General features: G+C 68.8%; 24 protein-coding genes and 2 pseudogenes. 10 read left to right on the forward strand and 16 right to left on the reverse strand.

Annotated elements, in window-relative coordinates:
* Window positions 1-3 precede the first annotated feature (3 nt).
* The 11 genes and pseudogenes from ACIA1L_RS26385 to ACIA1L_RS26435 form a co-directional block, all read right to left on the reverse strand.
* The gene (locus tag ACIA1L_RS26385; protein WP_396075612.1) at window positions 4-2,112 is read right to left on the reverse strand and encodes a hypothetical protein; all 2,109 of its coding nucleotides are present in this window, start codon (window positions 2,110-2,112) and stop codon (window positions 4-6) included.
* Window positions 2,113-2,305: 193 nt separating this feature from the next.
* On the reverse strand, window positions 2,306-2,713 hold the full coding sequence (locus ACIA1L_RS26390) for a hypothetical protein (protein ID WP_396075613.1): 408 nt from the start codon (window positions 2,711-2,713) through the stop codon (window positions 2,306-2,308).
* A gap of 62 nt (window positions 2,714-2,775) precedes the next feature.
* Entirely contained in the window at window positions 2,776-3,480 is a 705-nt protein-coding gene (locus ACIA1L_RS26395) for a VIT family protein (RefSeq protein WP_396075614.1), read from the reverse strand.
* A 349-nt stretch (window positions 3,481-3,829) separates the two neighbouring features.
* Window positions 3,830-4,093: a gas vesicle protein K gene (locus tag ACIA1L_RS26400; RefSeq protein WP_396075617.1), complete on the reverse strand. Its 264-nt coding sequence runs from the start codon at window positions 4,091-4,093 to the stop codon at window positions 3,830-3,832.
* Entirely contained in the window at window positions 4,090-4,272 is a 183-nt protein-coding gene (locus ACIA1L_RS26405) for a gas vesicle protein (RefSeq protein ID WP_396075618.1), read from the reverse strand. The genes ACIA1L_RS26400 and ACIA1L_RS26405 overlap by 4 nt, the downstream gene beginning before the upstream one ends.
* Window positions 4,269-4,967, reverse strand: a complete 699-nt coding sequence (locus tag ACIA1L_RS26410) for a GvpL/GvpF family gas vesicle protein (RefSeq protein ID WP_396075620.1) — start codon at window positions 4,965-4,967, stop codon at window positions 4,269-4,271. Before ACIA1L_RS26410 ends, ACIA1L_RS26405 begins: the two co-directional genes overlap by 4 nt.
* A complete protein-coding gene (locus ACIA1L_RS26415) occupies window positions 4,960-5,250 on the reverse strand; it encodes a gas vesicle protein (protein ID WP_396075621.1) in 291 nt (96 codons plus the stop codon). The genes ACIA1L_RS26410 and ACIA1L_RS26415 overlap by 8 nt, the downstream gene beginning before the upstream one ends.
* Window positions 5,247-5,447, reverse strand: a complete 201-nt coding sequence (locus tag ACIA1L_RS26420) for a hypothetical protein (protein ID WP_396075622.1) — start codon at window positions 5,445-5,447, stop codon at window positions 5,247-5,249. Before ACIA1L_RS26420 ends, ACIA1L_RS26415 begins: the two co-directional genes overlap by 4 nt.
* Before the next feature lies 1 nt (window position 5,448).
* Window positions 5,449-6,147: a GvpL/GvpF family gas vesicle protein gene (locus ACIA1L_RS26425; protein WP_396075624.1), complete on the reverse strand. Its 699-nt coding sequence runs from the start codon at window positions 6,145-6,147 to the stop codon at window positions 5,449-5,451.
* A gap of 116 nt (window positions 6,148-6,263) precedes the next feature.
* Window positions 6,264-6,473 (reverse strand): annotated as a pseudogene (gene gvpJ, locus ACIA1L_RS26430) (gas vesicle protein GvpJ); the annotation flags it as partial.
* A 237-nt stretch (window positions 6,474-6,710) separates the two neighbouring features.
* On the reverse strand, window positions 6,711-7,922 hold the full coding sequence (locus tag ACIA1L_RS26435; protein WP_396075625.1) for a cytochrome P450: 1,212 nt from the start codon (window positions 7,920-7,922) through the stop codon (window positions 6,711-6,713).
* 171 nt (window positions 7,923-8,093) lie between these two features.
* On the opposite strand from ACIA1L_RS26435, the gene ACIA1L_RS26440 reads away from it, so the two are divergent.
* Window positions 8,094-9,308, forward strand: a complete 1,215-nt coding sequence (locus ACIA1L_RS26440) for a hypothetical protein (protein ID WP_396075626.1) — start codon at window positions 8,094-8,096, stop codon at window positions 9,306-9,308.
* 46 nt (window positions 9,309-9,354) lie between these two features.
* On the opposite strand, the gene ACIA1L_RS26445 is transcribed toward ACIA1L_RS26440, so the two are convergent.
* Window positions 9,355-10,752 (reverse strand): alkaline phosphatase PhoX, encoded by a 1,398-nt coding sequence (locus tag ACIA1L_RS26445; RefSeq protein ID WP_396075627.1) that lies wholly within the window; start codon window positions 10,750-10,752, stop codon window positions 9,355-9,357.
* Window positions 10,753-10,811: 59 nt separating this feature from the next.
* On the opposite strand from ACIA1L_RS26445, the gene ACIA1L_RS26450 reads away from it, so the two are divergent.
* Entirely contained in the window at window positions 10,812-11,552 is a 741-nt protein-coding gene (locus ACIA1L_RS26450) for a GntR family transcriptional regulator (protein WP_396075629.1), read from the forward strand.
* Between the two features lie 10 nt (window positions 11,553-11,562).
* On the opposite strand, the gene ACIA1L_RS26455 is transcribed toward ACIA1L_RS26450, so the two are convergent.
* Complete coding sequence (locus ACIA1L_RS26455; protein WP_396075632.1) at window positions 11,563-12,915, reverse strand: phytase; 1,353 nt, start codon at window positions 12,913-12,915, stop codon at window positions 11,563-11,565.
* A gap of 186 nt (window positions 12,916-13,101) precedes the next feature.
* On the opposite strand from ACIA1L_RS26455, the gene ACIA1L_RS26460 reads away from it, so the two are divergent.
* From ACIA1L_RS26460 to ACIA1L_RS26470, 3 genes are all read left to right on the forward strand, one after another.
* Entirely contained in the window at window positions 13,102-15,909 is a 2,808-nt protein-coding gene (locus tag ACIA1L_RS26460; RefSeq protein WP_396075634.1) for a PAS domain S-box protein, read from the forward strand.
* Window positions 15,906-17,399 carry a chemotaxis protein CheW gene (locus tag ACIA1L_RS26465; RefSeq protein ID WP_396075637.1) on the forward strand — a complete coding sequence of 498 codons (1,494 nt, stop codon included), beginning with the start codon at window positions 15,906-15,908 and terminating at the stop codon, window positions 17,397-17,399. Before ACIA1L_RS26460 ends, ACIA1L_RS26465 begins: the two co-directional genes overlap by 4 nt.
* Window positions 17,400-17,473: 74 nt before the next feature.
* Window positions 17,474-18,016, forward strand: coding sequence for a carboxymuconolactone decarboxylase family protein (locus ACIA1L_RS26470; protein WP_396075639.1), 543 nt, complete (start codon window positions 17,474-17,476; stop codon window positions 18,014-18,016).
* A gap of 38 nt (window positions 18,017-18,054) precedes the next feature.
* Here ACIA1L_RS26470 and ACIA1L_RS26475 read toward each other — a convergent pair whose 3' ends face one another.
* A complete protein-coding gene (locus ACIA1L_RS26475; protein WP_396075641.1) occupies window positions 18,055-19,677 on the reverse strand; it encodes a glycoside hydrolase domain-containing protein in 1,623 nt (540 codons plus the stop codon).
* A gap of 226 nt (window positions 19,678-19,903) precedes the next feature.
* Between ACIA1L_RS26475 and ACIA1L_RS26480 the strand changes: the two genes are divergently transcribed.
* The 4 genes and pseudogenes from ACIA1L_RS26480 to tuf all read left to right on the forward strand — a co-directional run bounded on the left by ACIA1L_RS26480 (window position 19,904) and on the right by tuf (window position 23,465).
* Window positions 19,904-20,419, forward strand: coding sequence for a DUF4240 domain-containing protein (locus tag ACIA1L_RS26480; RefSeq protein WP_396075643.1), 516 nt, complete (start codon window positions 19,904-19,906; stop codon window positions 20,417-20,419).
* Between the two features lie 175 nt (window positions 20,420-20,594).
* Window positions 20,595-21,539 (forward strand): hypothetical protein, encoded by a 945-nt coding sequence (locus ACIA1L_RS26485; RefSeq protein WP_396075645.1) that lies wholly within the window; start codon window positions 20,595-20,597, stop codon window positions 21,537-21,539.
* A gap of 18 nt (window positions 21,540-21,557) precedes the next feature.
* A pseudogene (locus tag ACIA1L_RS26490) lies at window positions 21,558-22,049 on the forward strand (GGDEF domain-containing protein); the annotation flags it as partial.
* 228 nt (window positions 22,050-22,277) lie between these two features.
* Window positions 22,278-23,465 carry an elongation factor Tu gene (tuf, locus tag ACIA1L_RS26495; RefSeq protein WP_396075647.1) on the forward strand — a complete coding sequence of 396 codons (1,188 nt, stop codon included), beginning with the start codon at window positions 22,278-22,280 and terminating at the stop codon, window positions 23,463-23,465.
* A gap of 184 nt (window positions 23,466-23,649) precedes the next feature.
* On the opposite strand, the gene ACIA1L_RS26500 is transcribed toward tuf, so the two are convergent.
* On the reverse strand, window positions 23,650-25,257 hold the full coding sequence (locus ACIA1L_RS26500; protein ID WP_396075648.1) for a methyl-accepting chemotaxis protein: 1,608 nt from the start codon (window positions 25,255-25,257) through the stop codon (window positions 23,650-23,652).
* The gene (locus tag ACIA1L_RS26505) at window positions 25,257-25,742 is read right to left on the reverse strand and encodes a MarR family winged helix-turn-helix transcriptional regulator (protein WP_396075650.1); all 486 of its coding nucleotides are present in this window, start codon (window positions 25,740-25,742) and stop codon (window positions 25,257-25,259) included. Before ACIA1L_RS26505 ends, ACIA1L_RS26500 begins: the two co-directional genes overlap by 1 nt.
* A 291-nt stretch (window positions 25,743-26,033) precedes the next feature.
* Here ACIA1L_RS26505 and ACIA1L_RS26510 point away from each other — a divergent pair, with 291 nt between their 5' ends.
* Complete coding sequence (locus ACIA1L_RS26510) at window positions 26,034-26,468, forward strand: PleD family two-component system response regulator (RefSeq protein ID WP_396075651.1); 435 nt, start codon at window positions 26,034-26,036, stop codon at window positions 26,466-26,468.
* Window positions 26,469-26,533: the final 65 nt, after the last annotated feature.

Here is a 26,533-nt window from a genome sequence, read left to right on the forward strand (position 1 = left end):
TGGTCAGACCAGCTCCGCGAGCAGCTTCTCGGGACGCAGAGCGTCGTACGTGCAGTCGCCGCCCAGGCCGAACCGCATCGTTGCCAGTGCCGGGTCGTCGACCAGGGTGGCACCGCGGGCTCGGATGTGGCGGCGGGCGAGGTCAGCCACCGACGGCTTGGTGTGCCGGCGGGCGGCTACTGCGGACACCAGCGTCGCGATGTTGTGGCCGTCCTGTTCGACACGGGCCCGTGGCTGCCCGTTGAGGTAGACGTCCACGTAGAGGATCTCGTGGGTGTCGAGGTCGAGGAGCATGGGTACGGCGTACCGCTTGCGACCGGTCAGGGCGAAGGCGTTGACGACCGTGGCCGGGTCGAACACGCGGTGCGTGCTGGACGCCGAGTCGCGCAGCATCCAACCCGTGTACGCCTCGGCCAGCGCGTCGAACGTGGGGCCGGCGTAGCGGAACACCACCGGCACCAGGTAGCGCCAGCCGCGCTTGTGGGCGACATGGGCTGCCTTGGCCAGGTCGATGTCGACGAACTCCTGCGCGCCGGTCGGTGCGGAGGTGAGGTCGCCGGAGTGGGTCATGACACCGTTGCCGAGGTTGGTCCAGGACGCCTGGGCGGCGATGCTGAAGTCGGCGTTCAGGGCGATGCAGGACAGGTCCAGGTCGCTGCGCTCGCCGTCTTCCCGCCAGTGCATGAACAGCCGCACCACCTGGGCGTCGCCGACGGGGAGTCGGCTGCCGCGCTCCACCTGCACGAGACCTTGCGCGGTGGCACGGAGGGTGTCTGGGAGCAGCAGCCGGTCCAGCCCCGGGTCGACGTGCACGGTTTCGCCGGACCAGTCGCCTTTGGCCGCGATCTGGGCGTCCACCGCGGTGTCGAGCGTGCCGAGCAGCTCGGTGCGAAATTCGGCCGAGACGGCCAGGTGGCCGGGCTGCCGGACGATCGGCAGCGCCGAGCCGTCCTTGCCGAAGACCACTCGGGGGTACGTGTGCCCGTTGTCGGCGAGCTGCGCGCGGGCGGCGAGCAGCACTCGCAGCGGGATCCGGTCCGCCGCCGCGGTGAGCTCGCCGACCAGCACGGCCTGCTGGTCGGCCGCGGTGGCAAGGGCGGCGAGCCGGCGTAGGCCGCGGCCGAGCAGGCCGGGTGCCTCGGCGGCGCACAGGCGAACAGCAGCGGCGTAGTCCGTCCAGAGCAGACGCTCGAACCGGGACGGGAAGGAGGTGTGGTCGTGGCGGCTGTGGCGCAGCCAGAGGAAGGCCGACTTGGCCCGGAGTGCGCGGAATTCGCCGAGGTGGAGACCGCGGTCGATCGCCAGCCACAGCCCGCGGCGCCGAAAGATGTCGCCGAGGCGATCGCTGGCCTCGAGGGTGTTCACCACGACGCGGCGGTCGGCGCGGGACAGCCGGGGGAAGGTGATGGGGGCGCTGAGGCTGATGTCGCCGCCGGTCAGTTGGGCGAAGAGCCGCAGCAGGTCGTCGGGGGTGGCCCCGGTCGTCGGGAGCCGCTTGCGGTCGTGCGCCCAGAGCAGCGCGAACAGCAGCGTACGGTTTTCCCGGAAGCGGACCTCGCTCAGCGTGATGCCGTCGGCGCCGAGCCGATCGACCAGGATGCCGAGGTCACGCTGCACGTCCTCGCGCAGCGACGCTGCGCTGAGAAAACAGTCCCGCATCCAGTCGCGCAGCCGGGCCTCGAGTTCGGTGGCGCTGACCAGTCGCACGGTGATCCAGGTGATCCGACTGTCGCGGGGCAGCAGCCCCTGCGCCCGCCGGTCGGCCGCTGCCCGCTTCTCGTCTTGCGGGATGGAGGATGCGGGCCACCAGTCGAAGTGCGCGACACCCAGCGCTGTCCGGAACGACATGTCGTCGAATTCTGGGAGCTGGTCCGGAAAACCGGGGAACAGCGGTGCGTAGGTGCCAGATTCTCCGCGCCGGGCGCGTACGTGGGCGAGCACTGCGCGATGCGGTCCGGCCAGGCCGTCGGTGATGGCTTCCGGGTTGCTGAACCGTACGCCCGCATGCGCGAATTCGAGCAGCAGTGGGGCAGAGACGCCCGGGGTGGCGGTGCCGTCCGGTGTGCCGACCAGTCTCAGCCGGTCGAATCCGATTCGCTCCAGCGCGTCCATCCGTGCCCCCGTACCCACGTGAAATCGGCGCCGCGAAAGCGACGCCGATGCGAGGAGAGTGCCCGGGCGAATATCTAAGAGGATGTCGAAGTATGCCCGTGCTAAGCCTCTGCGCAGGAGCGTACGGGACCCGTCCGACGCCTGGCACCTGAATATCGGGGCGGCCGGCTGGCCGCCCCGATGCTGGTGCTGATCAGCCGCAGTTGGCCCAGCCGCTGGTGTAGCTGGTGCCCTTCGAGTAGCCGAAGATGCGGACGCACTTGCCCTTGCTGCGCTGCTTCACCGGCCCGGCGTAGTACGTGTACGCCCCGGTGTCGTACGCCCAGGATCCGCCCTTGACCCGCAGACCGGCGGTGATCTTCGTGGCCTTGCCCAGCGCGGTCGTCTTGAGGGTCACGACGCAGGTAGTCGTGCCGTTGTAGAGCTGGTAGACGGTCGCGCCGGGCAGCTTGTGCGAGCGCTGGAGCTGGTAGCCGCTGCCGCACACGCCCTTCGCGGTGTACGGGTTCGCGGCCTGCGCCGGGGCGGCCATGCCGGCGATCAGCAGGGTGCTGCTGGCGGCGATGACGGCAAGCCGGGAACGCTTCGAGATGGTGGACATGATTTCCTCTCGGGGAACTACGCGGACCGCGAGGTTTTACCCCTAAAGTCCGTTTTATAACCCTACGAGAAGTCCCCAATGAGCTGGCCGACCGCATACGTGACCGCCATAGCTGCCGCGCCGCCGCCGACCAAGCGGGCGACCGCGCGCCCCGCGGCGGCCGAGCCCAGCTTCGCGCTGATCGCCCCGGTGATCGCCAGGGCGAGGATCACCACCGCGAAGGTGACCGGCACCCGAGCGCCAGGCGGCGGCATCAGAATCGCTGCCAGGGGCAGCACCGAACCCATCGTGAAAGCCAGCGCCGACGCCCCGGCCGCCTGCCACGGATTCGCCAGCTCCTCGGGGTCGATCCGCAGCTCGATGTCCACGTGCGCCGCGAAGGCATCCTTCGCGGTCAGCTCCTCGGCCACCTGCCGTGCAGTCGACTCCGTCAGGCCTTTCGCGACGTAGAGCGCGGTCAGCTCGTCAAGCTCCTGCTCGGGAAACTTCTCGAGCTCCATCCGCTCCTTCGCGAGCAGTGCCCGCTCGGAGTCGCGCTGGCTGCTCACCGAGACGTACTCGCCCAACGCCATCGACACCGCACCGCCCACCAGGCCGGCCACCCCGGCGATGGCGATCGGGCCGGCAGCCGTCGTCGCCCCGGCGACACCGACGACGAGCCCCGCGGTGGAGACGATGCCGTCGTTCGCGCCGAGCACACCGGCCCGCAGCCAGTTCAGTCGTTCCGCGAGTCCGGCGTCGTGCGGTTCTCCCGCGTGGGTACTCATGATCGATATCCTGCCTCCCGCCGCTCAGCCCACCACGAGCGTCAGTCCCAGCGTCGCCATGATCACAGCGATGACACCATCCACGACCCGCGGCGACCGCGCTGCGCTAGAGCCTGCTTCGCTCCAGGCAACGCGGCCGTCGCGGGAACCTCGCAGGGTGGGTCAATGACGCGAGATCACGCTGATGTTGTTCGGCCAGGAGTCGTGGAGGGTGCCGAGTTTTGCGCCCTGCCCGATGGCCCACCCCTGTTGTCCGCCGATGTTCCGCCAGACACCCCAGATCGAGCCGGTGCGGATGCACAGCCTCGCCACGAGGCTTCATTGGAACAGCAGTGTCAAGTCCCTGCTGTCAGTCGTCGGCCAGGAGGGTGCCGAGCGGTCCCAGGTCGAGGTTGAGGTCGGCGCGGGACAGGCCGAAATGGACGCAGAGCTGGTCCATCCGGTCGTCCAGCGCCATCAGGCCGGTGCCGAGGCGTTCGACGTCGTCTTCGGTGAGGTCGCCGATGTCCATCCGCCGGATCGCCTGCCGTTCCATGAGTTGCCGCAGCAGCTCGATGATGGCGAGGACGAGGCCGGCGAGTGCGCGCTCCGGCGGCTCGTCGCTGGTGGTCATCGGCCGGGTCCGATCGGGGCTACCTCGGCCCGGACGGAGGCCAGCAGGGCGTGCAGTGAGATGCGGACGAGGTCGATGTCGGCCACGCCGAGCACGATCTCACCGTGGACGACCGTGCCACGGCCGAGGACGCGGTCCAGGATGTCGACCAGCGCGACGGGACGTTCCGCTTCGGTCATGGTTGCTCCCGCAGCGTGGTGAAGCTGTAGGCGGCCCACGGTCCGGTGAGTTCAAGTCGCAGACCGTCGGTGCCGGACAGTGACCTCACCGTGGCGGCGAAGGCTTCGGCGCTGGTGCGGTCGACCAGGTAGGCCGCTTTGAGGACGTCGGGACCGTCCCGGACCGCGGCCGCGGCCAGTGCGGCGAGTGTGGCGTGCACCTGGTCGGCGCTGCCGGTGGGATTGCGGGCGAGTTGCCGTCTGCGGCGTTCCAGATAGGCCGTGCCGGAGGCGGTTGCTGCGGGCTCCTTCGGCGGTGCCACGGCGTAGCCTTTGACGCCCCATTCGTCGCGTCCGTCGATCGACCGTAGGGTGCGGTGCAGCTCGTCGCGGTGGGTGTCGACGAATTGGCGGACTCGGTCGTCGCCGAGATAGACGGTGGCGAGCCGGAACGGAATGGCCGTCGTGGTCGCTGCGATGGCGGACACGACCTCATGGTGGGTACGCGCGAGGTGCCCGAGGCGGCTGCTGTCCGTGAGTGCCTGCTCCCATGCTTCCGCGCCGAACTCGGGGAGGCCGACTGTGCCGACCACCGCGGTGAGGTCGCCGCAGGGGAGGGCGTGGACCGGTTCTCCGGCGACGCCGCGGAGGCCGGTGGGGACGTCGGCGACCGGGCCGGTGATCGCATAGAGCCAGGTGCCGATGGACTCAGGCATGGCCGGTCACCTCGCTGCGGGCGCGGCGGTGGCCGGCGGACAGTGTCGGGTCATGTTCCCACCAGTCGATGCCCATTTCCCGGGCGCGGTCGACGGAGGCCACGATGAGGCGGACCCGGATGGTGAGCAGTTCGATGTCGAGCAGGTTGATCCGGATGTCGCCGGCGATGACAACGCCCTTGTCGAGGACCCGTTCGAGGATGTCGGCGAGGTTGGCCTGGCCGGGCGGTGGTGTGGCCGGGACGCCGGCGAGGAACCCGGTGAGCGGGCGGTCCGGCGTCACGGCATGCCCGCCTGGGGCAGCAGCTGAAGCAGAAGGTGCTCTTCCAACTCGGCGGCGTCCTCGGCGCTGAGCTCTCCGGCGGCCAGCGCATCCTGGAGGTCGCGAAGGCTGTCGTGGCTCGACGAGGCGTCGGCAGCTTGGTCTGCGAGGAACTGAGCAAAGAGGATGACGAGGCGCAGGGGGAAGGGCAGGAACATGTCAGCCTCCGTCCGCGAGCGCGAGCGCGGGGGCGACGAAGTCGTAGGCGGCCGTCGGGCCGAGCAGGCGGATGCGGGCCCGCCCCGCCCAGCGCCGGGCCAGCTCTTCGGCCGCGGCTTCGAACGACGCGCGCTGGTCGTGGCTGACGAGGAACGCGCCGCCGAACGGTGCTTCCTGGTCGCCCGCTGGGCGGGGTGTCGCGCCGGCGGCCAGGGGTGCTAGCCGGCTCCACAGCTCGTGGGCGTCGGCATTGCGGGTGGCTGCCAGCGCATGGGCGACCAGCTCGCCGAGCCGGACTCGGGCCTGGTAGCCGTCGGTGTGGCACAGTTGTGCGATGTCGGGCCGCGTGTCGACGACTTCCCGCAGGATCACCTGGCGAACGTGTCGGGCGGTGACGGAGAACTGCACGTGCCCCCGCAGGCGTTCCAGGCCGGCGAGGAATTCCTGCTGGTGAGCGGCGAGCGGGGCGCAGGAGAGGTCGGTCAGCACCGTGCCGAAGCGGGCCGGGAGGACCGGCGCGCGGGTGGCGATCCGGTCGAGCAGCTGGGCGTGGTGCAGGAGTGCGGCCCGGTCGCGGGTGGGCGGGCCGTCGAAGGGTCCGTCGATCACCGCGGCGATGGCACCGTACGGAAGCAGCTGGGTTCCTGGTTCTTCGAAGGTGGCGTCGACGATGCCGTAGACCCGGTAGTAGGCGGTCATGCTCAGCGACCTCCCCGGCGGCGGCGGGTCATGCGGCCGGTGACCGCCTCGATGACGCCGCGGGTCTTGCCGGCGGCGATGCCGGCGGTGACCCCTTCGACCAGCTCGGGGAGGCCGGCTGCGGGCTGCGGGGTGAGCTGGAGGCGACGCATCTCCTCCGCGTACCGCAGGTAGGTGTCGATGCTGGCTACGACGACCCGCGCCTCGATGGCGAGGATCTCGATGCCGATCACGGAGACGCGGGCGGACGCGTCGACGACGAGGCCTTTGTCGAGGATGAGTTCGACCACGTCGGCGAGGCCGCCCTGGGATTGCCGGTCGAGCAGCTGGCCGTGCGGTTGTACGGTCACGGATCCTCCGTCGATGGGGGTGGTGTCGGCCGTGACGGCCGGAGGGGTGGGATGCCGCGACGTCCTTGGCCGGCATCCGGCTGCACCTGCGGTGCCCCGCCCCTCCGGCGGTATCACTGCCCATCCCCCACTCCGGCAGATGGTGCAAACTTCTCGATTCCCCCGTGCGCTACGCCATGATTTCTGCGCCGATCGGGAGCGGTGTCGAGCCGATCACCACGTCACCGGCAGCGCAGCCAGGCCGTACACGATGGAGTCGTCGCGTTTGGGCAGGTCCTCGGCCGCGGCGGTGACCTTGAGGCCGGGGAAGCGCCGCGCAAGGCGGGTCAGGGCGATGCGGAGCTCGGCGCGGGCCAGCGGCTGGCCGATGCACTGGTGCACGCCGAACCCGAAGGCCAGATGCTGATGCGCCTGCCGGTACGGGTCGAAGGTCTCGGGATCGGCGAACACATCCGGGTCCCGATTGGACATGGACAGCAGTGCGGTGGCCGGCTCGCCCGCCCGGATCAGTTGCCCGCCGATTTCGACGTCACGCAGCGCCTGACGGGGCAGCCCGGCGCGGACAACCGTCAGGTAGCGCAGGAGCTCGTCGACGATGCCTTCCGCCGTGGCGTCGTCGCCCTCGCGCAGTTGTTGCCACACAGACGGATACTGCTGCAGCAGCAGCACGCTCATCCCGATCATGTTGGCGGACGTTTCGTAACCGGCGATGAGGACCAGCGTCACCATGCCGATCAGCTCGGGCAGCTCCAGCTCGCCGGTGCGCAGCCGCTCGTGCACCAGCCGCCCTAGCAGATCGTCGCCGGGGTCGTCGGCGGCCCGCTTGGTGTCGATCAGGGTCCGCAGATAGCCGGCCAGCGCCCGGATCCGCTGGGGATTGTCCTCGCCGTCGAGCAGGCGCGCGCTGTGCTGCTGGAACAGGGCGTGGTCGGCGTACGGGACGCCGAGCAGGTGGCAGATCATCAGCGACGGCACCGGCAGGGCGAACGTGGTGATCAGGTCGGCCGGCGGTCCCGCGTCCTCGGTGGCGTCCAGGGCGGTGTCCACGGCGTCGGCGATCTGCGGTTCGATCCGGCGGATGTGCTTGAACATGAACTCGGTGGTGAGCATCCGTCGCAGCCGCAGGTGCTCCTTGCCGTCCATGCGGATGAATCCGCCTCGGTTGGCCCGCGGCATCTGCGGCGGCAGCTCGCGCAGCCGGGGGAAGCCGGGTCGGGTCATGTCGGCGCTGAACGCGTCGGAGCGCAGCATGACTTTGACGTCGGCGTGCCGGGTGACCAGCCAGGTCCAGCCGCCGGTGGGCAGTCGGACCCGGGTGACGGGGCCGTCGAGGTGGCGCCGGTCGGCGGGGGTGATGGGGGTGAACGGATCATGCTCGGGGCTGTGGAACGGAAACAGGGGGAGATCCGTCAAGAGGTCGGCCACAGAGGCGCTCCTCGCACATAGCAGGGCGTACCGGTCAGCACGCGCTACGTTAACCGCCGTCGAGGTAAAGAACAATGAACATCGATGTCTTGCTCGCTGAACAGTCGCACGTTAGGGCGGATATCAATCGTTTCTCAATGTGGTGATTCACCAGACTTTACCGTCGTTTTCATGCATATAGCTTCGATTGTGCGCCCCGCGACACCGCGGCGGCGCCACCTTGGACTGTTGCTCGCCGGCGTGCTCGTCGCGGCGGGAACACCCACGGTCGCGGAGGCGGCCACTCCGCTGGTTTCCGTCAAGCCGGTCGGCTCGGTCGGCTTTGATGGTCTGGTGTACGCCACGGCGTACGCGGGTTCCACAGTGTTCGTCGCCGGTAGCTTCCGGAACGCCATCGTCAACGGGCGCTCGGTGCCCCGCAAGCGGCTGGCTGCCATGAACGCCCGCACCGGGGAACTGCTGCCGTGGGCGCCGGCGACCAACGGCACGGTCTTCGCGTTGGCCGCATCCGGACAGTCGCTCTACATCACCGGCAAATTCACCACGGTGGGTGATCAGTCGCGCGGTGGCCTGGCGAGCGTCAACATGCAGACGGGTGCCGTCGGCGCGCTGAAGCACACGATCAAGGGCGAGGGGAAGACACTCGCCGCGGGGGGCGGGCGACTGTTCCTGGGCGGGAAGTTCACCGCTGTGGACGGCCGTGCGACGGCAAACCTGGCCGCCTTCAACCTGGCGACCGGTGCCCACGACGCTTCCTACACCAGCGGCGCCGACGGGGAGGTCAAGGCGCTGACCGCGGCCGGCACCCGGCTCTATGTGGGCGGCGCGTTCAAGAAGCTCAACGGGGCTGCCAACACGGTGCGGCTGGCCGCGCTGCAGCTCGCCAACGGGCAGGTGGACTCGACCTTCCGGCCGATGACGCCGTACAACACGATGGCGATCACCGTCGCGCCGGACAAGGTGTATGCGGCGCTGGCCGGGCCCGGTGGGCGGGTGGCCGCTTATCGGCCGGACGGGCAGCTGGTCTGGAGCTCGGTCACTGATGGTGACGTGCAGGCGCTGACGCAGCTCGACGGCACCGTGTACGGCGGCGGCCACTTCACCGTCGCCTGCCCCGCACCCTCGCGGACGGCCACCTCCTGGTGCCCGGCAGATCTGCGCAGTCAGCCGAAGCTGGCGGCGTGGAACTCCGACACTGGCAAGCTGCTCGACTGGAACCCGAAGAGCAACGGCAAGTGGGGCGTGCTCAGCATGGACGTCCACCCGCGCCTCGGCCGGATCGCCGTGGGCGGCGAGTTCACCGCGATGAACGGCGTGAACCGTCCGCACTTCGTCCAGTTCAGCACGCCGGGCGGGTACGGCTCCGGCGGCCGCACCGGACGCTAGCGAGCAAGGGGTGGTGCCGGCGCTTGGACACCACCCCTTGTCCGAGTCAGCCGTGCCGGCGGCTCCACGGGCCGGTGATGGCGAAGACGTAGCCCGGCACCTGCACGTTGGCGAAGAGGAACCGGCCGTCCTGGCTGAAGGTCACCCCGGCGAACTCGCTGTCGTTGAACTCGTTGCGAGCCATCGGGTAGGCGGTGCCGGATTCGGTGAGACCGACGACGTGACTGAGGCCGACGCCGTCTTCGGCCAGCATCAGCCCACCGTACGGTGACAGGGTGATGTTGTCGGGTCCGTCGTAGGCCAGATCCGCGTCCGGGTCGGGGTTGACGCCGAAGATGGTGGTGAGGGTGACGGTGCGGGCCGCGGGGTCGTAGTGCCACACATGGCCGTCGTGGTCGTTGCGGCTGCCGTCCTCCTTGCGGGCGAAACTCGCGACGAAGTAGACGCCGCCGTCGCCCCACCACTGGCCTTCCAGCTTGCGGCTGCGGGTGATCTGCGTGTCGGTCAGCTGGTTGCGCACCGACACGGTCCGCGCGTCCCGGTCCGGCACGTCCACCCAGGTCACGTGGTAGCGCGTGCCGGGCTCGGTGGCCTCGGACAGGTCGAAGATGTGCTTGCCGTACGCGGAGCAGCTCAGCGCCTGCAGCTTCCCGGCCGTCGCTCCGCCCGGGCTCAGGGCGAGCGCCCGGAGCGCACCCTTGCCACCGTGGAATCGCTTCGGCGGCGTCCACCGGTAGTAGAGCCCCTGCGGGCCGGCGGCGTCCTCGGTGAGGTAAATGCTGTGGGTGTGCGGGTCGACGGCGACCGCTTCGTGGGCGTACCGGCCGAGGAACGTGAGCGGGACCGGTTGCTGGTTGGCGTCGCGGTCCAGGGGATCGACCTCGAAGACGTAGCCGTGGTCCTTCTGGAACACGCCCCCGGCCCGCTGCTCGGTCTCCTCACAGGTCAGCCAGGTGTTCCACGGCGTCACGCCGCCGGCGCAGTTGTTGTGGGTGCCCGCGACGCTCACGTACTCGCGGAGGCGGTTGCCCCGGCGGTCGACCTCGATGGTGGTCGTGCCGCCGCCCGCGCCCGGGTCGTACGTGACGCCGGGCAGGACGGGCACCCGGAAGGGCTCGGTGCTGCCGACCTCGTGGTTGTTGACCAGCGCCCAGCCGGTGCGGGCGCGGAAGCAGGCGGTTCCGTCCGGGTCGCTCGGTGTCGGCTCGCCGGATTCGAGCAGCGTCTTGCCGGTCTCGGCGACGATCGTGTAGGTGAAGTCCTTCGGCAGGGCGAGCAGGCCGTTCGGGTCGGGGATGAGGGGGCCGTAGCCTGCGGGCGGCCGCACCGCGGCCCGCGCCTCGGCGGGTCCGGCGATGGCGTCGAGGCTGCCGCCGATCGCGATGCCAAGTCCGCCGTAGGCGCCTGCGCGCAGCAGATCGCGGCGGGGGAGTGCGTTGGTCATGATGATCACTTCCCGGTAGGGCGAATAATCAGACTCGATGGACAGTGGAGGAGGACCTGGTGACCAGTCCGGTGCACGTCGTGGTCGACCGGCGCAGCCCGGTCCCGCTGTACTTCCAGGTCGCTCAGCAGATCGAGGTCATGATCGATCGGGGTGAACTGCTGCCCGGCTCTCGGCTGGAGAACGAGATCGTCCTCGCCGACCAGCTGGGCCTGTCGCGGCCCACCATGCGGCAGGCCATTCAATACCTGGTCGACAAGGGACTGCTGGTGCGCAAGCGCGGTGTCGGCACCCAGGTGGTGCACGGTCAGGTCAAGCGGACGGTGGAGTTGAGCAGCCTGTTCGACGATCTACGCCGGGCGAACCAGCACCCCACGACCGAGGTCATTTCGGTCGCTGTGGTGCCGGTGACCGACGACGTCGCCGTGGCCTTGCATCGGCCGCCCGGCACCGAAGTAGTCCGGTTGGAGCGGCTCCGGCGCGCCAACGACGAGCCCCTCGCCATCCTGCAGAACTGGCTGCCCACCGGACTGGCCGAGCTGACCCCCGAGCGGCTCGAAGCGCACGGCCTGTACGAGCTGTTACGGGCCGCCGGGGTGACCCTGCGGGTGGCCGCCCAACGCATCGGCGCGCGGGCAGCCACCCACCGGGAGGCGACGTTGCTGACGGAACGACGGGGTGCGCCGCTGCTGACGATGACCCGTACCACGTACGACGACAGCGGCCGGGCTGTCGAGCACGGGTCCCACGTGTACCGCCCGGCGCTCTACAGCTTCGAGATGGCGCTGATCGAGCGCTGAACCGCAGTAATTACCGCCGTGGACTCCAGCCGCTGGTGTCCACGGCCAGTCCGGCCTCCTCGGCGACGTCGTCCCACTCCACGAACTTGAAGTTGGTATTGGTCCGCGCCTCGCCCTCGGAGTCGTCGACGTCCGGGGTGTTGAAGCCGTCCTGGACGACGAGTAGACCTTCATCGAACTCGCCGAGCGGCACGTTCAACACCATCGCGCCGTCGCATTCCTCGGAGCCGTCCGGGCCGTCGGAGTCGGGGCCGATCCGGAAGTTCGTCACGTACGCGTTGGCGCCCGCGCGCTGGTACACCACGAACGTGTTGTCGCCCTGGCTGGAGGCGAGCAGGTAGCCCCGGCCGTCGCGGCGGTAGTAGATGGTCAGGCCCTCGACGTCGGCCGAGATGTGCCTGCCGCCCGCGCCGGGATCAGGGCCGGAGACCGCGCACTCCTCAGTTTCGGGATCGTAGGTGGCCGGGACCCCGAACTCGCGGACCTTGTCCATCAGGACGGGCGTACCCGTCAAGGTCGCGGGCATCCGCCAGATCCCCACGTCCTCCTGCCCGGCGTAGAGCACACCGGTTTGCGCGTCGACGACCATGCCTTCGACCTGGGGCAGCTCGCCGGGGTCCGCGCACGGCGTCCAGGTGGAGCCGTCCGGCAGCGAGAAGCTGGACGGCAGGGTCAGGGTGCGGACGACGGTGTAGGTGATCGTGCCCGTCGGGGTGGCGACGAGCCGGACCAGAGCGACCTCGGTGGTGTGGCGGCGGCTGACCAGCGCGTAGTGCTGACCCGAAGCCGGGTCGCGCCAGGTCGCCAGCCCGTAGGCGGTGGACTGCTCGTTGACTTCGTCGGGGCTGCTGGAGAACACGAAGGGCGCGGCCGGGTCGGTGACATCGGTCAGCGGTGCGCGTCCCGCCGTTGCGGCGGCGGGGTCGATCCGGTAGGCCCGTAGTGTGTCGCGTCCCCGGTCCGAGACCACGGCCAGATCGGCAGAGACTCCGCCCAGGCGTACGCCGTACGCAAGGTCGACGTTGTTGAATCTTCCGGCCTCGTCGTCCGGTCCGGGGGCGACCGGCGCTGCGATGGTCTGCAGTTGCTTGCCGGCCAGGGAGTAGGCCCGCAGGCCGCCTTCCTTGGCTGTTGCCACGACGACGCTGCGGCTGGCTTTGCCGGGGTGCAGCCAGATGGCCGGGTCGTCGGCGTTGGCGTAGCTGCCGGCCTCGTCGTCGAACAGCGCCGGGGTCTCGAGCTCGGCGTCGATGCGGGGGAGTCCGGTGGTGGCCTGCGCCGCCGAGGCGACGGGCAGCAGGGCCGCGGTGAGAAGGAGGGTCGTGGCCGCGGTGAGCGATCGGCGGCGGGAAGGGAGCTGCATGGCGCCTCCTGCAGGGGGTGCGCACGGATCGAATCGCTCAAGACGTTACAACAAGATGTCCTGACAAAGAAGGTCTTCTATGTACGCTTGCGGCGCTCGTTCGCATGGTGTGCTTTTTGCGGCTCAGGGTTCCCCGGCACCGGCCGAACAGGGAATTGGAGCTTGTTTGCGAGCGAGGAGTGGCGCGTGGCTCAGCAGCCTTCTGTCCTGGACGCGGATGCGTCGGCCATCATCCAGCATGCATCTCATCGCCTGCTGATCTCGGAACGGCTCGCGGTCGTGCTGAACGCCAAGAACGGCGTGATCAGCATGGTGAACGAACGCGTGTTCGACACGACGGACCGACCCCTGCGGGAAATCATCGGGCAACGGCTGGAAACGCTGTGGCGGCTCCCGTCGCAGGTGGTGGACAACCTGCTGGACGAGGCCCGCAGCGGCCGGACCATCGAACAGGTCAACCCGATCGTGGACTCCGGCGGCCGCCAGCGCTGGCTGCGCTTCAACGTCGGGCCGATCGGCAGCCTCGAGCGCGCTCCCGAGGCGATCCTGGTCACCGCGTACGACATCACCGAGGACCGCCGGCAGCTGGCCGAGCTGCGCGGCAAAGCGGCCGCCATCGACCGGGCCCAGGCGGTCATCGAGTTCAACCTCGACGGCACCATCATCTCGGCCAACGCCAACTTCCTGAACCTCACCGGGTACGCGCTCAGCGACATCGTCGACCAGCACCACCGAATGTTCGTCGACGAGTCGTACGCCGAAAGCCCGGAGTACCTGACCTTCTGGGAGCGCCTCGCGCAGGGCGAGTTCGTCAGCGGCGAGTTCAAGCGGTTCGGCCGGGGCGGTCGGGAGATCTGGCTGCGGGCCACCTACAACCCGATCTTCGACCTCGAAGGCCGGCCCATCAAGATCGTCAAGTACGCGCTCGACGTGACCGAGGCCAAGCAGCGCAACGCCGAGTTCCAGGGCAAGGTCGACGCGATCAGCAAGGCGCAGGCCGTCATCGAGTTCGACCTCAACGGCACCATCCTCGACGCCAACGACAACTTTCTGACCACCCTCGGCTACACCGCGGACGAGGTCATCGGCAAACACCACCGCATGTTCGTCGAGGAGGAAGAAGCCCGCAGCGACGCGTACCGGGTCTTCTGGCAGCGACTGGCCGCCGGCAAGTTCACCTCCGGCGAGTACAAGCGGTTCGGCAAGGGCGGCAAGGAGGTGTGGTTGCAGGCCACCTACAACCCGATCTTCGATCTGAACGGGCGGCCGTACAAGGTGGTGAAGTTCGCCAGCGACGTCACCGAGGCGAAGCAGCGCAACGCGGAGTACGAGGGCAAGGTGAACGCGATCGACCGCTCCCAGGCGGTCATCGAGTTCAACCTGGACGGCACCATCCTGAACGCGAACCCGGCGTTCCTGCACACCATGGGCTACACCAATCTCGACGAGATCCGCGGCAAACACCACCGGCTCTTCGTCGACCCCAAGATGGCCGTCAGCGACGAGTATCGGGCGTTCTGGGAAGCCCTCGGCCGCGGGGAGTTCATGGCCGGCGAGTACAAGCGGTTCGGCAAGGGCGGCAAGGAGGTGTGGTTGCAGGCCACCTACAACCCGATCTTCGATCTGAACGGGCGGCCGTACAAGGTCGTGAAGTTCGCCAGCGACGTCACCGAGGCGAAAGAGCGCAACGCGGAATACGAAGGCAAGGTCACCGCGATCGACCGCTCCCAGGCGGTCATCGAGTTCAACCTGGACGGCACCGTCGTCGACGCCAACCGCAACTTCCTGGAACTGATGGGCTACACCATCGACGAGGTCCGCGGTCGGCACCACAGCATCTTCGTCGACGAGAGCTTCGCCGCCTCCGAGCAGTACGCCGCGTTCTGGGAGCGGCTACGCCGCGGCGAATACTCCAGCGGCGAGTACAGGCGCCGCACCAAGGACGGCACCGAGGTCTGGATCCAGGCCAGCTACAACCCGATCTACGACGTGAACGGCGAACCCGTCAAGGTGGTCAAGTTCGCCCTCGACGTCACCGAGGAGAAGCGCCGCAACGCCGAATTCGAAGGCAAGGTGAAGGCGATCGACCTGGCCCAGGCGGTCATCGAGTTCGACCTCGAAGGCCACGTCCTCGCGGTCAACGACAACTTCCTCAAGACGATGGGCTACACCCGCCGCGAGATCCTGCACCAGCACCACAGCATGTTCTGCACCCCCGAATACGTCACCTCACCGGAGTACCGCGACTTCTGGCTGCGACTCAGCCACGGCGAGCTCATCACCGGCGAGTTTGAGCGCCTCGGTAAGTACGGCCGCGAGGTTCACCTGAAGGCCACCTACAACCCGATCTACGACCTGTCGGGCCGACCGACCAAGGTGGTCAAGTTCGCGTACGACATCACCGATCAGGTGCGCCTGCGGCAGCGCCTGTCCCAGAAGTCGGAGGCGATGACGGAGTCGATCGACCGGCTGACCGCCTCCACCGACAACATCGTGACGAACGCCAAGCTGGCTAACGACCTCGCCACCGAGACCCAGTCGAACGCCGAGCGCGGTGCCGCCGAACTGCGCCGTTCCATCGAAGCCATCGACCTGATGGAACGCTCGTCCGACCAGATCGCCTCGATCGTCCAGGTGATCGGGGAGATTTCCAGCCAGACCAACCTGTTGGCTTTCAACGCCTCCATCGAAGCGGCGCGGGCCGGCGAACACGGCGTCGGTTTCTCCGTCGTCGCCGGGGAGGTCCGCAAGCTCGCCGAGCGTTCCTCCGAGGCCGCCCGCGAGATCGGCCGACTCATCAACGAATCGGCCACCCGCGTCCAGCAGGGCGCGCAGGTGTCCCGCCGGGCCGAGGAAGCCTTCGCCGGCATCCTCACCAGCGTCGGCAGCACGGGCGCGACGATCGGCCAGATCGCCGCCAACACCGCCGACCAGCAAACCCAGTCGCAGCTGGTCCAGGAGATCATCGTCGCGCTGACCAGCGAGGTGGAGTGATCAGTACGCCGACCGCCGAGCCGACCACCGCGCCGACGTCCACCACGTACGGTGTCTTCACCGTGGCCGGGATGCACCTCGCGCTGCCGGTGTCGCACCTGCGGGAGGTCATTCCCCGGCCGGGAACGTTCGAGCCCCTGCCGACCACCTCCGCGGCGGTCGTCGGCGGCGTCAACCTGCGCCACCAGGTCATCCCGGTCCTCGACCTGCGTCGGCTGCTGGCCGTGCCCGCCGACGACGACGCGCAGATCATCATCATCGTGGTGGTCGACGACCACCTGCTGGGTCTGTTGGCTTGCACGGTCTCCGGCGTGGTCGCGGTGCCGGCGGTCGATCAGCAGTCCATCATGGCCGCCGGTGCCGGTCCGGCGTTGTTCACGAGCGCCTTCGAAGGACCGGCCGGGAACATCGTGACGATCCTCGACGGCCCGGCACTCGCCGAACTGCCCGGTGTGCCGCTGGTCCGCAGCATCGACGTCGCCGACCCGACCGGGTCCACCGCCGAGGGCGACCAGGGCAAGACCACCATCGTGTTGCTGCGGACGGGCACCTATGGGATGTGCATCGACGTCGCGCAGCTGCACTCGGTCATCCCGGAGCTCGTCGTGCAGGCCTCCCCGATCACGGCGGGCGCCATCCGTGGTGTCGTCCGGGTCGGCGATGCCGAGATTCCCGTGGTGGACCTGCTGGAACTGCTCGGCATCGGCGACGAGACCGGCAGCGCCACCCACCGCGGCATCGCAGTCAAGTTTCCCCAGGGACTCATTGTGTTCGCCATTTCGGAAGTCGTCGAGATCGTCGCGGTCAGCAACGACACCCTGCTGCCGTTGCCGCCCGGCACCGCACTTCCGTCGGTCGTCAGTGGCGTGTTGACCCGCCCCGCCGAACGGCCCTACCTCGTCATCGACACCAAGGCCCTGCACGCTGACGGCAGCCTCTACGCCCTCGCCGCCCTGAACACCGCCGTTGACGGCACCGCCGAACGCCGCGGCGGCCCCGGTGACGGCGTGCACGGCGACCGTGAGCTCCTGATCTACCGTGCCGGGGTGGAACTCGCCACGCCGCTCATCCAGGTCGACGAGATCCTGCCGTTCCCCACCGAGATGATTCCGCTTCCGCCATCCGTCGCGGGCAGCAGTGGCCTGATCGTGCACCGCGAGGTGGCGATACCACTGTGGTCACTCGCCGAGCTCGTCGGCCACCACGCCGCTCCCGACCCGAACGCGAAGATCCTGCTCGTGCAGGCGGACGTCGGCCCGGTGGGCTTCGTCGTCTCCCACCTGTACGGCATCGAATTGCCGGTGTGGTCGGACACTGCCGGAATGACGTTGAGCCTGGACCGCCCGCTGCACACCAGCCCCATCGTCGAGGTGGGCCGGGAGAATGGCGAAGGCCGCATGCTCACCAATCTCGACCTTGCCGCCCTGGCTAACCTGCTCACCGGCCAGGAAACTGAGCATCCGGGTCGGCACGCGGTGGCCGCCCGCTAGGCATGTTCTTATTGCGCCCTGTTGCCTCATCTGAGCGAGCCCGAGCGGCCGGCAAACCCGTGTTAGCGTGCGGCATGGCTCACATCGACCTGGGAATAGACGAGAAGGAATTTCCCGGCATCACCGGACCGATGCGCTACCGGCCCGAGACGGCCGCGCCCCTCAACGCCCTCGCCGAGGCCCTTCTTCGTGGCCCGCACTCGATCCCCGCCGGCGAACGCGAGCTGATCGCCGCGTACGTGTCGGGGCTCAACGACTGCACCTTCTGCTGCTCGTCCCACTCGGCCTTCGCCGCCGCGCAGATCGACGCCGGCATGTCCCTAGTGGACCGAGTGCGGGCTGACCCGAACACCGCCCCGATCAGCCCGAAGCTTCGTGCTCTCCTGCACATCGCCGGCGCCGTCCAGCGCTCCGGCAAAGCCGTCACGATCGAGCTTGTGGACGCCGCCCGCGCGCAGGGCGCCACCGACCTGGAAATCCACGACACAGTCCTGATCGCCGCGGCCTTCTGCATGTACAACCGCTACGTCGACGGCCTCGGCACCTACGCCCCGCCGAACCCGCAGTCCTACCTGCCGATGGCCGAACGCATCGTCACCCACGGCTACGGCAGCTGACGCGGCTCGGCATCGGTGCCGAGCCACGCCAGCAGGGATCAGAACAGGGGACTGCGGCCCTTGTAGCCGCCCGACACCCAGATCGGGGCCTGGAAACCCTTGCCCGTGCCCCGGAACAGATACAAGCCGCCGCTGGTGCTCTTGACCGCGATCAGGTCGGTGAACCCGTCGCGGTCAAAATCGCCGACACCGGTGAAGTCGCGGAAGCCGTTCGCGGAGCCGACCTTCAGCCGGGACTGGAAGCCGCCGTTCTTGCCGCGATACAGGAACAGGTTCCCGGTCTTGTTTTCCTTGACCACCAGGTCGGGTCGGCCGTCGCGGTTGACGTCACCCACGCCGGCGAACTCGCTACGGTCATTCCAGTTTCCGTACGCCAGCGCCGTCCGCTTGCCGAACTTGGCACCCTTCACGCCCGGGTACAGATAGACGTTCCCGTTGCTGATCTGCTGCGCCAGCAGGTCCGGATAGCCGTCCTTGTTGACGTCGCCGATCGCCGTGAGCTCGCGGAGTTTGCGCTGGTCCTTGAAGACCTTCTTGGCGGCGCCCAGCTTGCCGTTGCTCAGGCCGGGGTAGAAGAAGACCGCGCCGGACTTGTGGCGGGCGATGACGTCGGTCAGGCCGTCGCGGTTGAGGTCCATCCGGACGATCTGGTCGGCGTCGGCGAAGGTGGTGGCGACCTTCATCCGGGACGCCTCGGTCACCGCCGTGCCGTTACCCGGGTAGGCGAACAGGTTGCCGGTGCTCTTGGTCTTAGCCACCACGTCGGACCAGCCGTTGCGATTCCAGTCGGCCAGCTGCGCGGGCGGCAGGACGCGGAAGTCGAGGTAGTCGCTGTCGATGTTGATGGAAACGCCGCCGTACGTCTCGACGTGTCCGCCGGTGTACTGCTTCATCCGGCGCCCCGGCGACCAGTAGTTGTCCGGGATCACCTTGTCGGACACCGTGACCTTGCCATCCCACCGGGCAAAATCGAGGTAGTCCGGCCGGACATAGCCGGGCTTCGCGTACACGGCGACCTGATCCGCGATGCCGGATCCGGCGCTGCTGTAGTAGCCCGACAGGTAACCGAGGTCGTGCAGCCGAGCGGTCCACGCGCTCATGAACGCCAGCACACCGGCCTTACAGGCGGCGTTCCGGTTGTCGTACGCCTCCATGTCGTAGATCAGCACGCTGTCCGGGGACAGGCCGAGCGCCTTGGCCTTGCTGGCGGCGTCGGTCGCGGCGTCCCGACCCTGCGCGGCCGCGTTGGCGTTGTCGATCAGATGGCGTCGGGTCACGTTGGTGCAACTGGCCTGCGGGCCGACGTAAAGCGGGAACAGCCGCCAACCCCGGGTAACCTGCTCGCGGACCCAGCCGGCGGTCAGGTTGGGCTGGGCACAACCCCGATTGTCACCACCGAAATAGATGCCGGCCGCCCGGTACGGCGATTCCCGCAGCCACGTCGCCATGGTGTCGCTGGACGGGGCGGTGCAGGCGTCAAAGCCGTACCCGGTGAAGTTGCCAGGCTGCGGTGGCAGGGCAGCAGCCGCGCCGGCGGTGTTGAAGAAAGCCAGCGGGGTGATCGACAGCAACACCACGAAGCCGCCCAGGATGCGCTTGCGGTTGCTCCACAGTCGGCGGGGGTGCATCCGGTGCCGCCCGGCCCGGGGCGCGTCGCTCATGGGTGACCTATCGTCGACAGTTAATGAACCAAGCGATGTAACCAGGCCGGTCTACCCGCGCCAAGATCTGTTCGGCCGATATCCACCTGGCCCGAACGGTCAGCGTCCGCGAGCGTGCCCGCCGCCTGCGGCCCGTTCCCGGCGGAACCCGACTGAGCGCTCCGGCCGGAAAGCGCAGACAACCGGATGAGTCTGCCCCGCCAGGACCACTGCCAAGATCGTCGCCATGACGCGGGACGAGTTCTGGGCACTGGTCGGCACCCGGAAAAGCGACGACGACTTCACGGCGCTGACAGCAGACCTGGCCGGCCGGGACCCCGCGAACATCACCGCCTTCGCGGACCACCTGGCCGAGCTGCTGCACGCGCTTGACACTCCCGCCCACGCGAAAGCCGCCCGAGCACACAACGACTGGTTCCTTTACGTACGCTGCGCAGCCCTCGCCGCCGGCCAGGAAACCTACGAACAGGTGCTGGCCCACCCGGCCGAGCTACGCCGCTTCCGCCGCCGGGAGGCCGAACACCTGCTGACCGTGGCGCCGTCGGCGTACGAAATGCGCACCGGACAGCACTGGGCGCACGAGACGGAACTGAGCTACGAATCCGGCAGCAACCTCACCGCCTGGGGCAAATCGGCAGCGTTCCTGGACACGATGTTCGACGCCGGCATCGCCCAAGCCCCGTCAGGGGGAGTGTGGCGCAAGTGGTGGACGCGCAGAGCGGCCAAGACCGAAGCGCGTTGAGGCGAACCACCACCGGGCCGGCGTGCGGAGCGGGTGCTGCTGAGCCTGATGGGCACTGTCGTGGTCCCTGTGACTGGTCGTCGTCGGCTCACACTTCCTGCGCTGAGGGGTCGGCGCTCAGGATCCGGACCGGCCGGCCGATGATGGACGTGATCCCTGACGGAAGGATGCGCCGATGCGCTGGCCGCGCGCCGCTGTGCCAGCCTGGGTGGTGCATGCCGGATTCCTCGGGTTGCTCATCGCCGCCGGCGCGGCATATGCGCTCGCCGGATCGGGTCAGCGCGAGCTGATCTACACCGCGGCGACGATCCTGCCGGTGCTTACCTTCCTGTTCGCACTCGCCAACGGAAATCTGCCCGACCGGCGTCCATGGACGCTCGCCGTCATCGCCCTGGCCGTGATCGCCGGGCAGCAGTTGTTCTGGCCGACCTGGATCGCTGAGGCACCTCTCGGCCGGGCGCAGGGCATGGTGCACGACACCGCCCAGGCTGTCGCCCATCTGCTGTTTCTGGCCGGTACCGCGGCCGGGCTGCGCCGCCGGGCGAGCGCCGACCTCGGCGGGATCATCGACTCGGCGCTGATCGGGATCTGCTGCGGGGGACCGCTCTGGGAATGGGTGATCCGCCCGCACCTCGCGCCCGGGGCGACGCCGCTGGGCCAGGTGCTGCTGCTCAGCGACCTGCTGGTGCTCTGCGCCGTCGCCGGCAGCCTGATCCGCCTCGGCATGATGGGCCGGCAGGGCCGGGGCACCCTCGCTTACCTGCTACTCACCGCGGTCTTCACCCTGGCATCCACCGTCACGTCGACCGTAGCGCCCGACAGCGGTCGGGTGTGGTCGGCGCTGATGATGCTGGCCGGAGCGTTGACCATCGCCGCCGCGCCGATGCATCCGGACGCCGCTGCCGTGACTCAACCGCCGGTGACCGGGCCGGTCGTCGGCCGGCAGCGGCTGGGTTGGTTGGCGGTCGCGCTGGTCACCAACCCGCTCATGGCAGCGGTGCAGATCGTCCGCGGCGAGCAAGGTGCCAGCCTGCTGCTGCCGGTGGGCACGTTGTTGATCGTACCGTTGGTGCTGATGCGGATCCGGCTGCTCTCGGCGCAGCGGGACCAGGCCGAATAGACCCTCGCCTTTCACGCCACCCACGATGAGCTGACCGGGCTGAGCAACCGCCGGCACGTCGCCGCGGAAATCGACAGCGCCCTGGTGGACCTGAACCGAGGTGCACTGGACGGCGTCACCATCTTGCTGTGCGACCTCGACGGCTTCAAGCCGATCAACGACCAGCATGGCCACCCGGCCGGCGACGCGGTGCTGAAAACGGTGGCGGCGCGGCTGACAGCGGCAGTCCGCGACCAGGACGTGGTCGGCCGCCTCGGCGGCGACGAGTTCCTGATCCTGTGTCGGGGCACGGCCGGAATGGACGCATCGGAGCTGCGCGAACGGATCACCGAGACGGTACGGACACCGATTGCGCTCCCGACCGGAACCGTGTCGGTCGGCGTCACCACCGGTATCGCCCTGGCCGGCCCGGGACAGACCACCGACCGCGACACGCTGATCAGCATCGCCGACACCGCCATGTACGCGGGCAAAGCCGAGCGCCGTACGGTCCAGCAAGCCTGGAAATAGCATCGCGCCGCTCCGCGTTGCGCCCTATCGTGATCGCCATGTTCGCGCCCGGTCTGCAGCTGCCCGCGGGGTTCCCCCTGCCGGACGCTCCCGCGCGCGTGCTGACCGGCGCCGATACCCGAAGCTGACCCTTCCCCAGTAGTCGCAGAACCCAGGGGGAGGGTAGGTGCGACCCTGCCCGGGTTCTGGCGTCCTTTTCCGTTTCTTACATCCAGTAAGGACAGTTCCATGGCCAAGAGCCCGTTCATCCGTACGAAGCCGCACCTCAACATCGGCACGATGGGGCACGTCGACCACGGCAAGACCACGCTGACCGCCGCTATCACCAAGGTTCTCGCCGACCGCGACCCGGCAACCAACCGGTACGTCGCGTTCGACGGGATCGACAAGGCCCCCGAGGAGCACGACCGCGGCATCACGATCAACATCGCGCACGTCGAGTACGAGACCGCCAGCCGGCACTACGCGCACGTCGACATGCCGGGGCACGCCGACTACGTGAAGAACATGATCACCGGGGCGGCGCAGGTCGACGGGACGATTCTCGTCGTGTCGGCGCAGGACGGTGCCATGCCGCAGACCCGCGAGCATGTGCTGCTGGCCCAGCGGGTCGGCGTGCCGTACCTGGTGGTGGCCCTCAACAAGAGCGACACCGTCGAGGACGCTGAACTGCTCGACCTGGTGGAGTGGGAGGTACGTGAGCTCATCGCCGAGTACGGCTTCCCGGGTGCCGACGTGCCGGTGGTGCGGGTCAGCGCGCTGAAGGCGCTCGAAGGTGACGAGCGTTGGACGCGAGCGATCGGGGACCTGCTCGACGCGGTCGACACTTATGTGCCGGTGCCGCCTCGGGAGCTGGGGGAGCCGTTCCTGATGCCGATCGAGAACGTGCTGACCATCAGCGGCCGTGGCACGGTGGTCACCGGCAAGGTGGAGCGCGGCACGCTCCGCGTCGGCGAGCCCGTCGAGGTGGTCGGTCTCGGTCCGAGTATCGCCGCGGTGGCGACCGGTCTGGAGACGTTCGGCAAGTCGTTGCTCTCCGCGGAGGCGGGCGACAACGCGGCCATTCTGCTGCGCGGCATCAAGCGTGACCAGGTGCAGCGCGGTCAGGTCGTGGCGCTGCCCGGCAGTGTCACCGGCCGCAGGAGTTTCCGGGCCCGGATGTACACCCTGACGAAAGAGGAAGGCGGACGGCACACCCCGTTCGTGGCGAACTACCGCCCCCAGTTCTTCTTCCGCACCACGGATGTGTCCGGCGCGATCGACCTCGGTGACCTGCCGATGGTCAGCCCGGGTGACACCGTGGAGTTGACGGTGCACCTGGGCAAGGAGGTGCCGATGAACGTGGGGCTCGGCTTCGCGGTGCGCGAGGGCGGCCGTACGGTCGCAGCCGGCACGGTGACCGAACTGCTCGACTAGCGTGCGGGAGGACCGCCCCCTGTGGGCGGTCCTCCCGTGTCACCATGCCCTGATCGGGCTGATCTACGCGGACGATGACGGCGAGGTGCGGTGGGCTCGGCGGGTCGCCGGCTGAGCGGGGCGCCGGCGAATAGCAGCGACCGGTGGCACCCGTGTGGGCGCCACCGGTCGGTGGGGGCGTACGTCAGACGGTGAACTTTTCGGTGAGGCCGCGGATGGAGCCGGCCAGGTTGCCCAGGTGGGCTGCCGAGGTGTTGACCTGCTGGGCGTTGTGCGCCGCGCCGGCGGCGCCGGAGGCGACGCCGATGATGACGTCGTTCATAGTGCTGACCTGGCCGGTGGTGGTCAGGGCGCTGGCGGAGAGCAGGTTGGTGGTGGCGGCCTGCTCCTCGACGGCGGCGGCGATGGTGGTCTGGTAGTCGTTGATCTGCTCGATGACGCCGGTGATGCGCTCGATGGCTTGCACCGCCGAGCCGGTGTCGTTCTGGATGACGGTGATCCGCTCCACCACCTGAGCGGTGGCCTTCGCGGTCTCGTTTGCCAGGTCCTTGACCTCTGTGGCGACCACAGCGAAGCCCTTGCCATGCTCGCCGGCCCGGGCGGCCTCGATGGTGGCGTTGAGCGCCAGCAGGTTGGTCTGCTTGGCGATGGCATCGATCAGGGCGATGACGTTGCCGATCTCGGCGCTGGAGGTGCCGAGCCGGCCGATGCTGTCGCTGGCGGTCCGGGCGACGGTCACCGCATCGGAGGCGATCAGGGCTGCGTCGCTGGCGTTGCGGGCGATCTCGGCGATGGAGGCGTGCATCTCCTCCGCACCGCTGGCCATCGTGGTCACCTGCAGCGTCATCTCGCCGGAAGCCTCGTTCATCGAGTGGGCCTGCTCGGCGGTGCCTGCGGTCACCTGGGTGATTTCCGCGCTGGCCGCCTCGAGCTGGGTGCTGTGCGCGGACAGCGTCTCGGCGGCGCCGTGCAGCTGGTGGATGATCTCGCGGTTGTTGGCGACGGCGGTGTCGACGGCGGCAGCCATCCGGGCCAGGTCGTCGTTGCCACCCAGATCCACCCGGGCGGTCAGGTCGCCGGCGGCGACGCGCTCCAGGGTGCGGCGGACCGCACCGAGCGCGGTGGTGATCCGCCGGACGCTGCGCCACGCCACGATGATCAGCAGGACGAGGCCGACGCCGCCCGCGATGCCGGCGCCCCGGGCCGCGGCGAACGCGGCGTTGTCGATGTCGTCGACCCACACCCCGGAACCCACAACCCAACCCCAGTTGGGTACGCCCTGCACGTACGCGACCTTCGGCTGAGGACTGTCGCTGCCGGGCTTCGACCACTCGTACTCGACGAAGCCGGACTTCTGCTTCTTCACCACATTGACCATCTCGACGAACAGGTGCTTGCCGTTCGGGTCGGCGTCGTCGGACAGGTCGGTGTTGTCGAGCTCGGGCTTGACCGGATGCATGATCATGCGCGGGCTCATGTCGTTGATCCAGAAGTAGTTGTTGGTGTCGTAGCGCAACACCTTCAACGCCGCTGCGGCCTGCTTCTGCGCCTGCTCACGGGTGAGTTCGCCGGTCGCCTCCCGCGCGATGTAGCCGTCCACCACCCCGATGGCCGTCTCGACCAGCTGCTGGGTCTGCCGTTCGCGCTCCTCGACCAGGTTGTTGCGGGTCGAGATGTTGGAGGCGACCAGCATGATCACGATGCTGAGCGCGGCGATCAGGGTCAGGGCTGCCAGCCGGGCGGTCACGCCCGGCTTGGTGGCCTGCCGCAACCGGTTCAGAATCCAGTTCATCAGCGAACTCCTTGCCGTACGCGGCATTGGGTGGGTGTGTCGTTCGGGGCGATTCGGGTGAGCAGCGTGGTGAGGGTGTGCAGTTCCTCAGTGGTGAACAGGGCGTGCACGTCGGCCGTTGCGGTGTCCAGGTCGTCCCGGACCTTTCCGACCAGGTCGCGTCCCGCCTCGCTGATCTCCGCGAGGACGACTCGGCGGTTGCCGTGTTCGCGCCGGCAGTGCAGCAGTTCGCGTTGGCTCAGCAGGTCGGCCACCACGGTCACCGAGGACGCCGGCAACCCACCGCGGCGGGCCCAGTGGCCCAGCGGCAGCACGGTGCCGGCCCCGGCGTCGTGCAGTTCGGTCAGCAGCCACCAGGCGTTCGGGGTGAGGCCGTGGTCCCGCAGCACCCGACTCAGCGGCGCCTCGATCCGCCGGCCGCCCAACGCCAGCAGCCGGCCCAGCACTGCCGGCCGAATGTCTGCGCTGCGCGATTGGGTGGTCACGCTACGAACAGTCGACAGCGATTGTTCCGCGTTGAAGGCTTCCGGCCGGACGGGCCTGAGAGTCCGGCCACACAGCATGCATTTGGTGGTTATTCGGGAGCGTTTTCCCAGTTCAGGGCCCCCACCCGCGGTCAACCCCACGACCAGAACCCGCTTGCTCGGGAAGTGACAGCGGCCGGACGCCGCCGGGGCTAGCCTGGTATCTGCGGTCGCTCGTTCTTTCAAGTAATTCCACGTTTTGGTCTGACTATTGCCGAGTTCCGGCTGCCGTACGGCTGGCGAGGAGTGCAAGTGGCAACGATCCTGATCGCAGACGACGACCCCGACATCCGTGAAGTGCTCACCTTGATCTTCAGCAAAGCGGGACACCGCGTCCTGCTGGCTACCGACGGCCTCGAAGCGCTGCAAGCCGCCAAGCTCGGGCTGCCCGACCTGGTGCTCACGGACATGGACATGCCGAACCTCGACGGCGCGCAACTGTGCCTCGCCCTGCGCGAGCACCCCCAACTGCGCGACGTGCCGCTGGCACTGCTGAGCGGCACGCTCTACCGCGACGACCCGCGGGTCCGCGACGTCGGCTCCTGCGCGGTGATGATCGAACCCCTGCCGAACCGCAACGTCCTCGCCGCCGCAGAACGACTGCTGTCGCTGGGCCGCCATCCCCACACCGACACTTGCGCCTGCACGCCCGCCCTCCTCGCACCGGGCGCCTACGCCGCCCCGTAGCAACCGACGAGTCTGCACACATTCGGGCGCTTGCGCCGTGCTGTGGTACGCGACGGGTCTGCTCG

Origin of the sequence: Actinoplanes sp. NPDC051859 (genome assembly GCF_044452725.1) — a bacterium.
Taxonomy (GTDB): domain Bacteria; phylum Actinomycetota; class Actinomycetes; order Mycobacteriales; family Micromonosporaceae; genus Actinoplanes.

Bases quoted from the DNA above. Each gene is read 5' to 3' on its own strand.
- ACIA1L_RS26385 (WP_396075612.1), bottom strand. From the start codon at position 2,112: ATGGACGCGCTGGAGCGAATCGGATTCGACCGGCTGAGACTGGTCGGC.
- ACIA1L_RS26390 (WP_396075613.1), bottom strand. From the start codon at position 2,713: ATGTCCACCATCTCGAAGCGTTCCCGGCTTGCCGTCATCGCCGCCAGC.
- ACIA1L_RS26395 (WP_396075614.1), bottom strand. From the start codon at position 3,480: ATGAGTACCCACGCGGGAGAACCGCACGACGCCGGACTCGCGGAACGA.
- ACIA1L_RS26400 (WP_396075617.1), bottom strand. From the start codon at position 4,093: ATGACCACCAGCGACGAGCCGCCGGAGCGCGCACTCGCCGGCCTCGTC.
- ACIA1L_RS26405 (WP_396075618.1), bottom strand. From the start codon at position 4,272: ATGACCGAAGCGGAACGTCCCGTCGCGCTGGTCGACATCCTGGACCGC.
- ACIA1L_RS26410 (WP_396075620.1), bottom strand. From the start codon at position 4,967: ATGCCTGAGTCCATCGGCACCTGGCTCTATGCGATCACCGGCCCGGTC.
- ACIA1L_RS26420 (WP_396075622.1), bottom strand. From the start codon at position 5,447: ATGTTCCTGCCCTTCCCCCTGCGCCTCGTCATCCTCTTTGCTCAGTTC.
- ACIA1L_RS26425 (WP_396075624.1), bottom strand. From the start codon at position 6,147: ATGACCGCCTACTACCGGGTCTACGGCATCGTCGACGCCACCTTCGAA.
- ACIA1L_RS26440 (WP_396075626.1), top strand. From the start codon at position 8,094: ATGCATATAGCTTCGATTGTGCGCCCCGCGACACCGCGGCGGCGCCAC.
- ACIA1L_RS26445 (WP_396075627.1), bottom strand. From the start codon at position 10,752: ATGACCAACGCACTCCCCCGCCGCGATCTGCTGCGCGCAGGCGCCTAC.
- ACIA1L_RS26455 (WP_396075632.1), bottom strand. From the start codon at position 12,915: ATGCAGCTCCCTTCCCGCCGCCGATCGCTCACCGCGGCCACGACCCTC.
- ACIA1L_RS26470 (WP_396075639.1), top strand. From the start codon at position 17,474: ATGGCTCACATCGACCTGGGAATAGACGAGAAGGAATTTCCCGGCATC.
- ACIA1L_RS26475 (WP_396075641.1), bottom strand. From the start codon at position 19,677: ATGAGCGACGCGCCCCGGGCCGGGCGGCACCGGATGCACCCCCGCCGA.
- ACIA1L_RS26480 (WP_396075643.1), top strand. From the start codon at position 19,904: ATGACGCGGGACGAGTTCTGGGCACTGGTCGGCACCCGGAAAAGCGAC.
- ACIA1L_RS26485 (WP_396075645.1), top strand. From the start codon at position 20,595: ATGCGCTGGCCGCGCGCCGCTGTGCCAGCCTGGGTGGTGCATGCCGGA.
- tuf (WP_396075647.1), top strand. From the start codon at position 22,278: ATGGCCAAGAGCCCGTTCATCCGTACGAAGCCGCACCTCAACATCGGC.
- ACIA1L_RS26500 (WP_396075648.1), bottom strand. From the start codon at position 25,257: ATGAACTGGATTCTGAACCGGTTGCGGCAGGCCACCAAGCCGGGCGTG.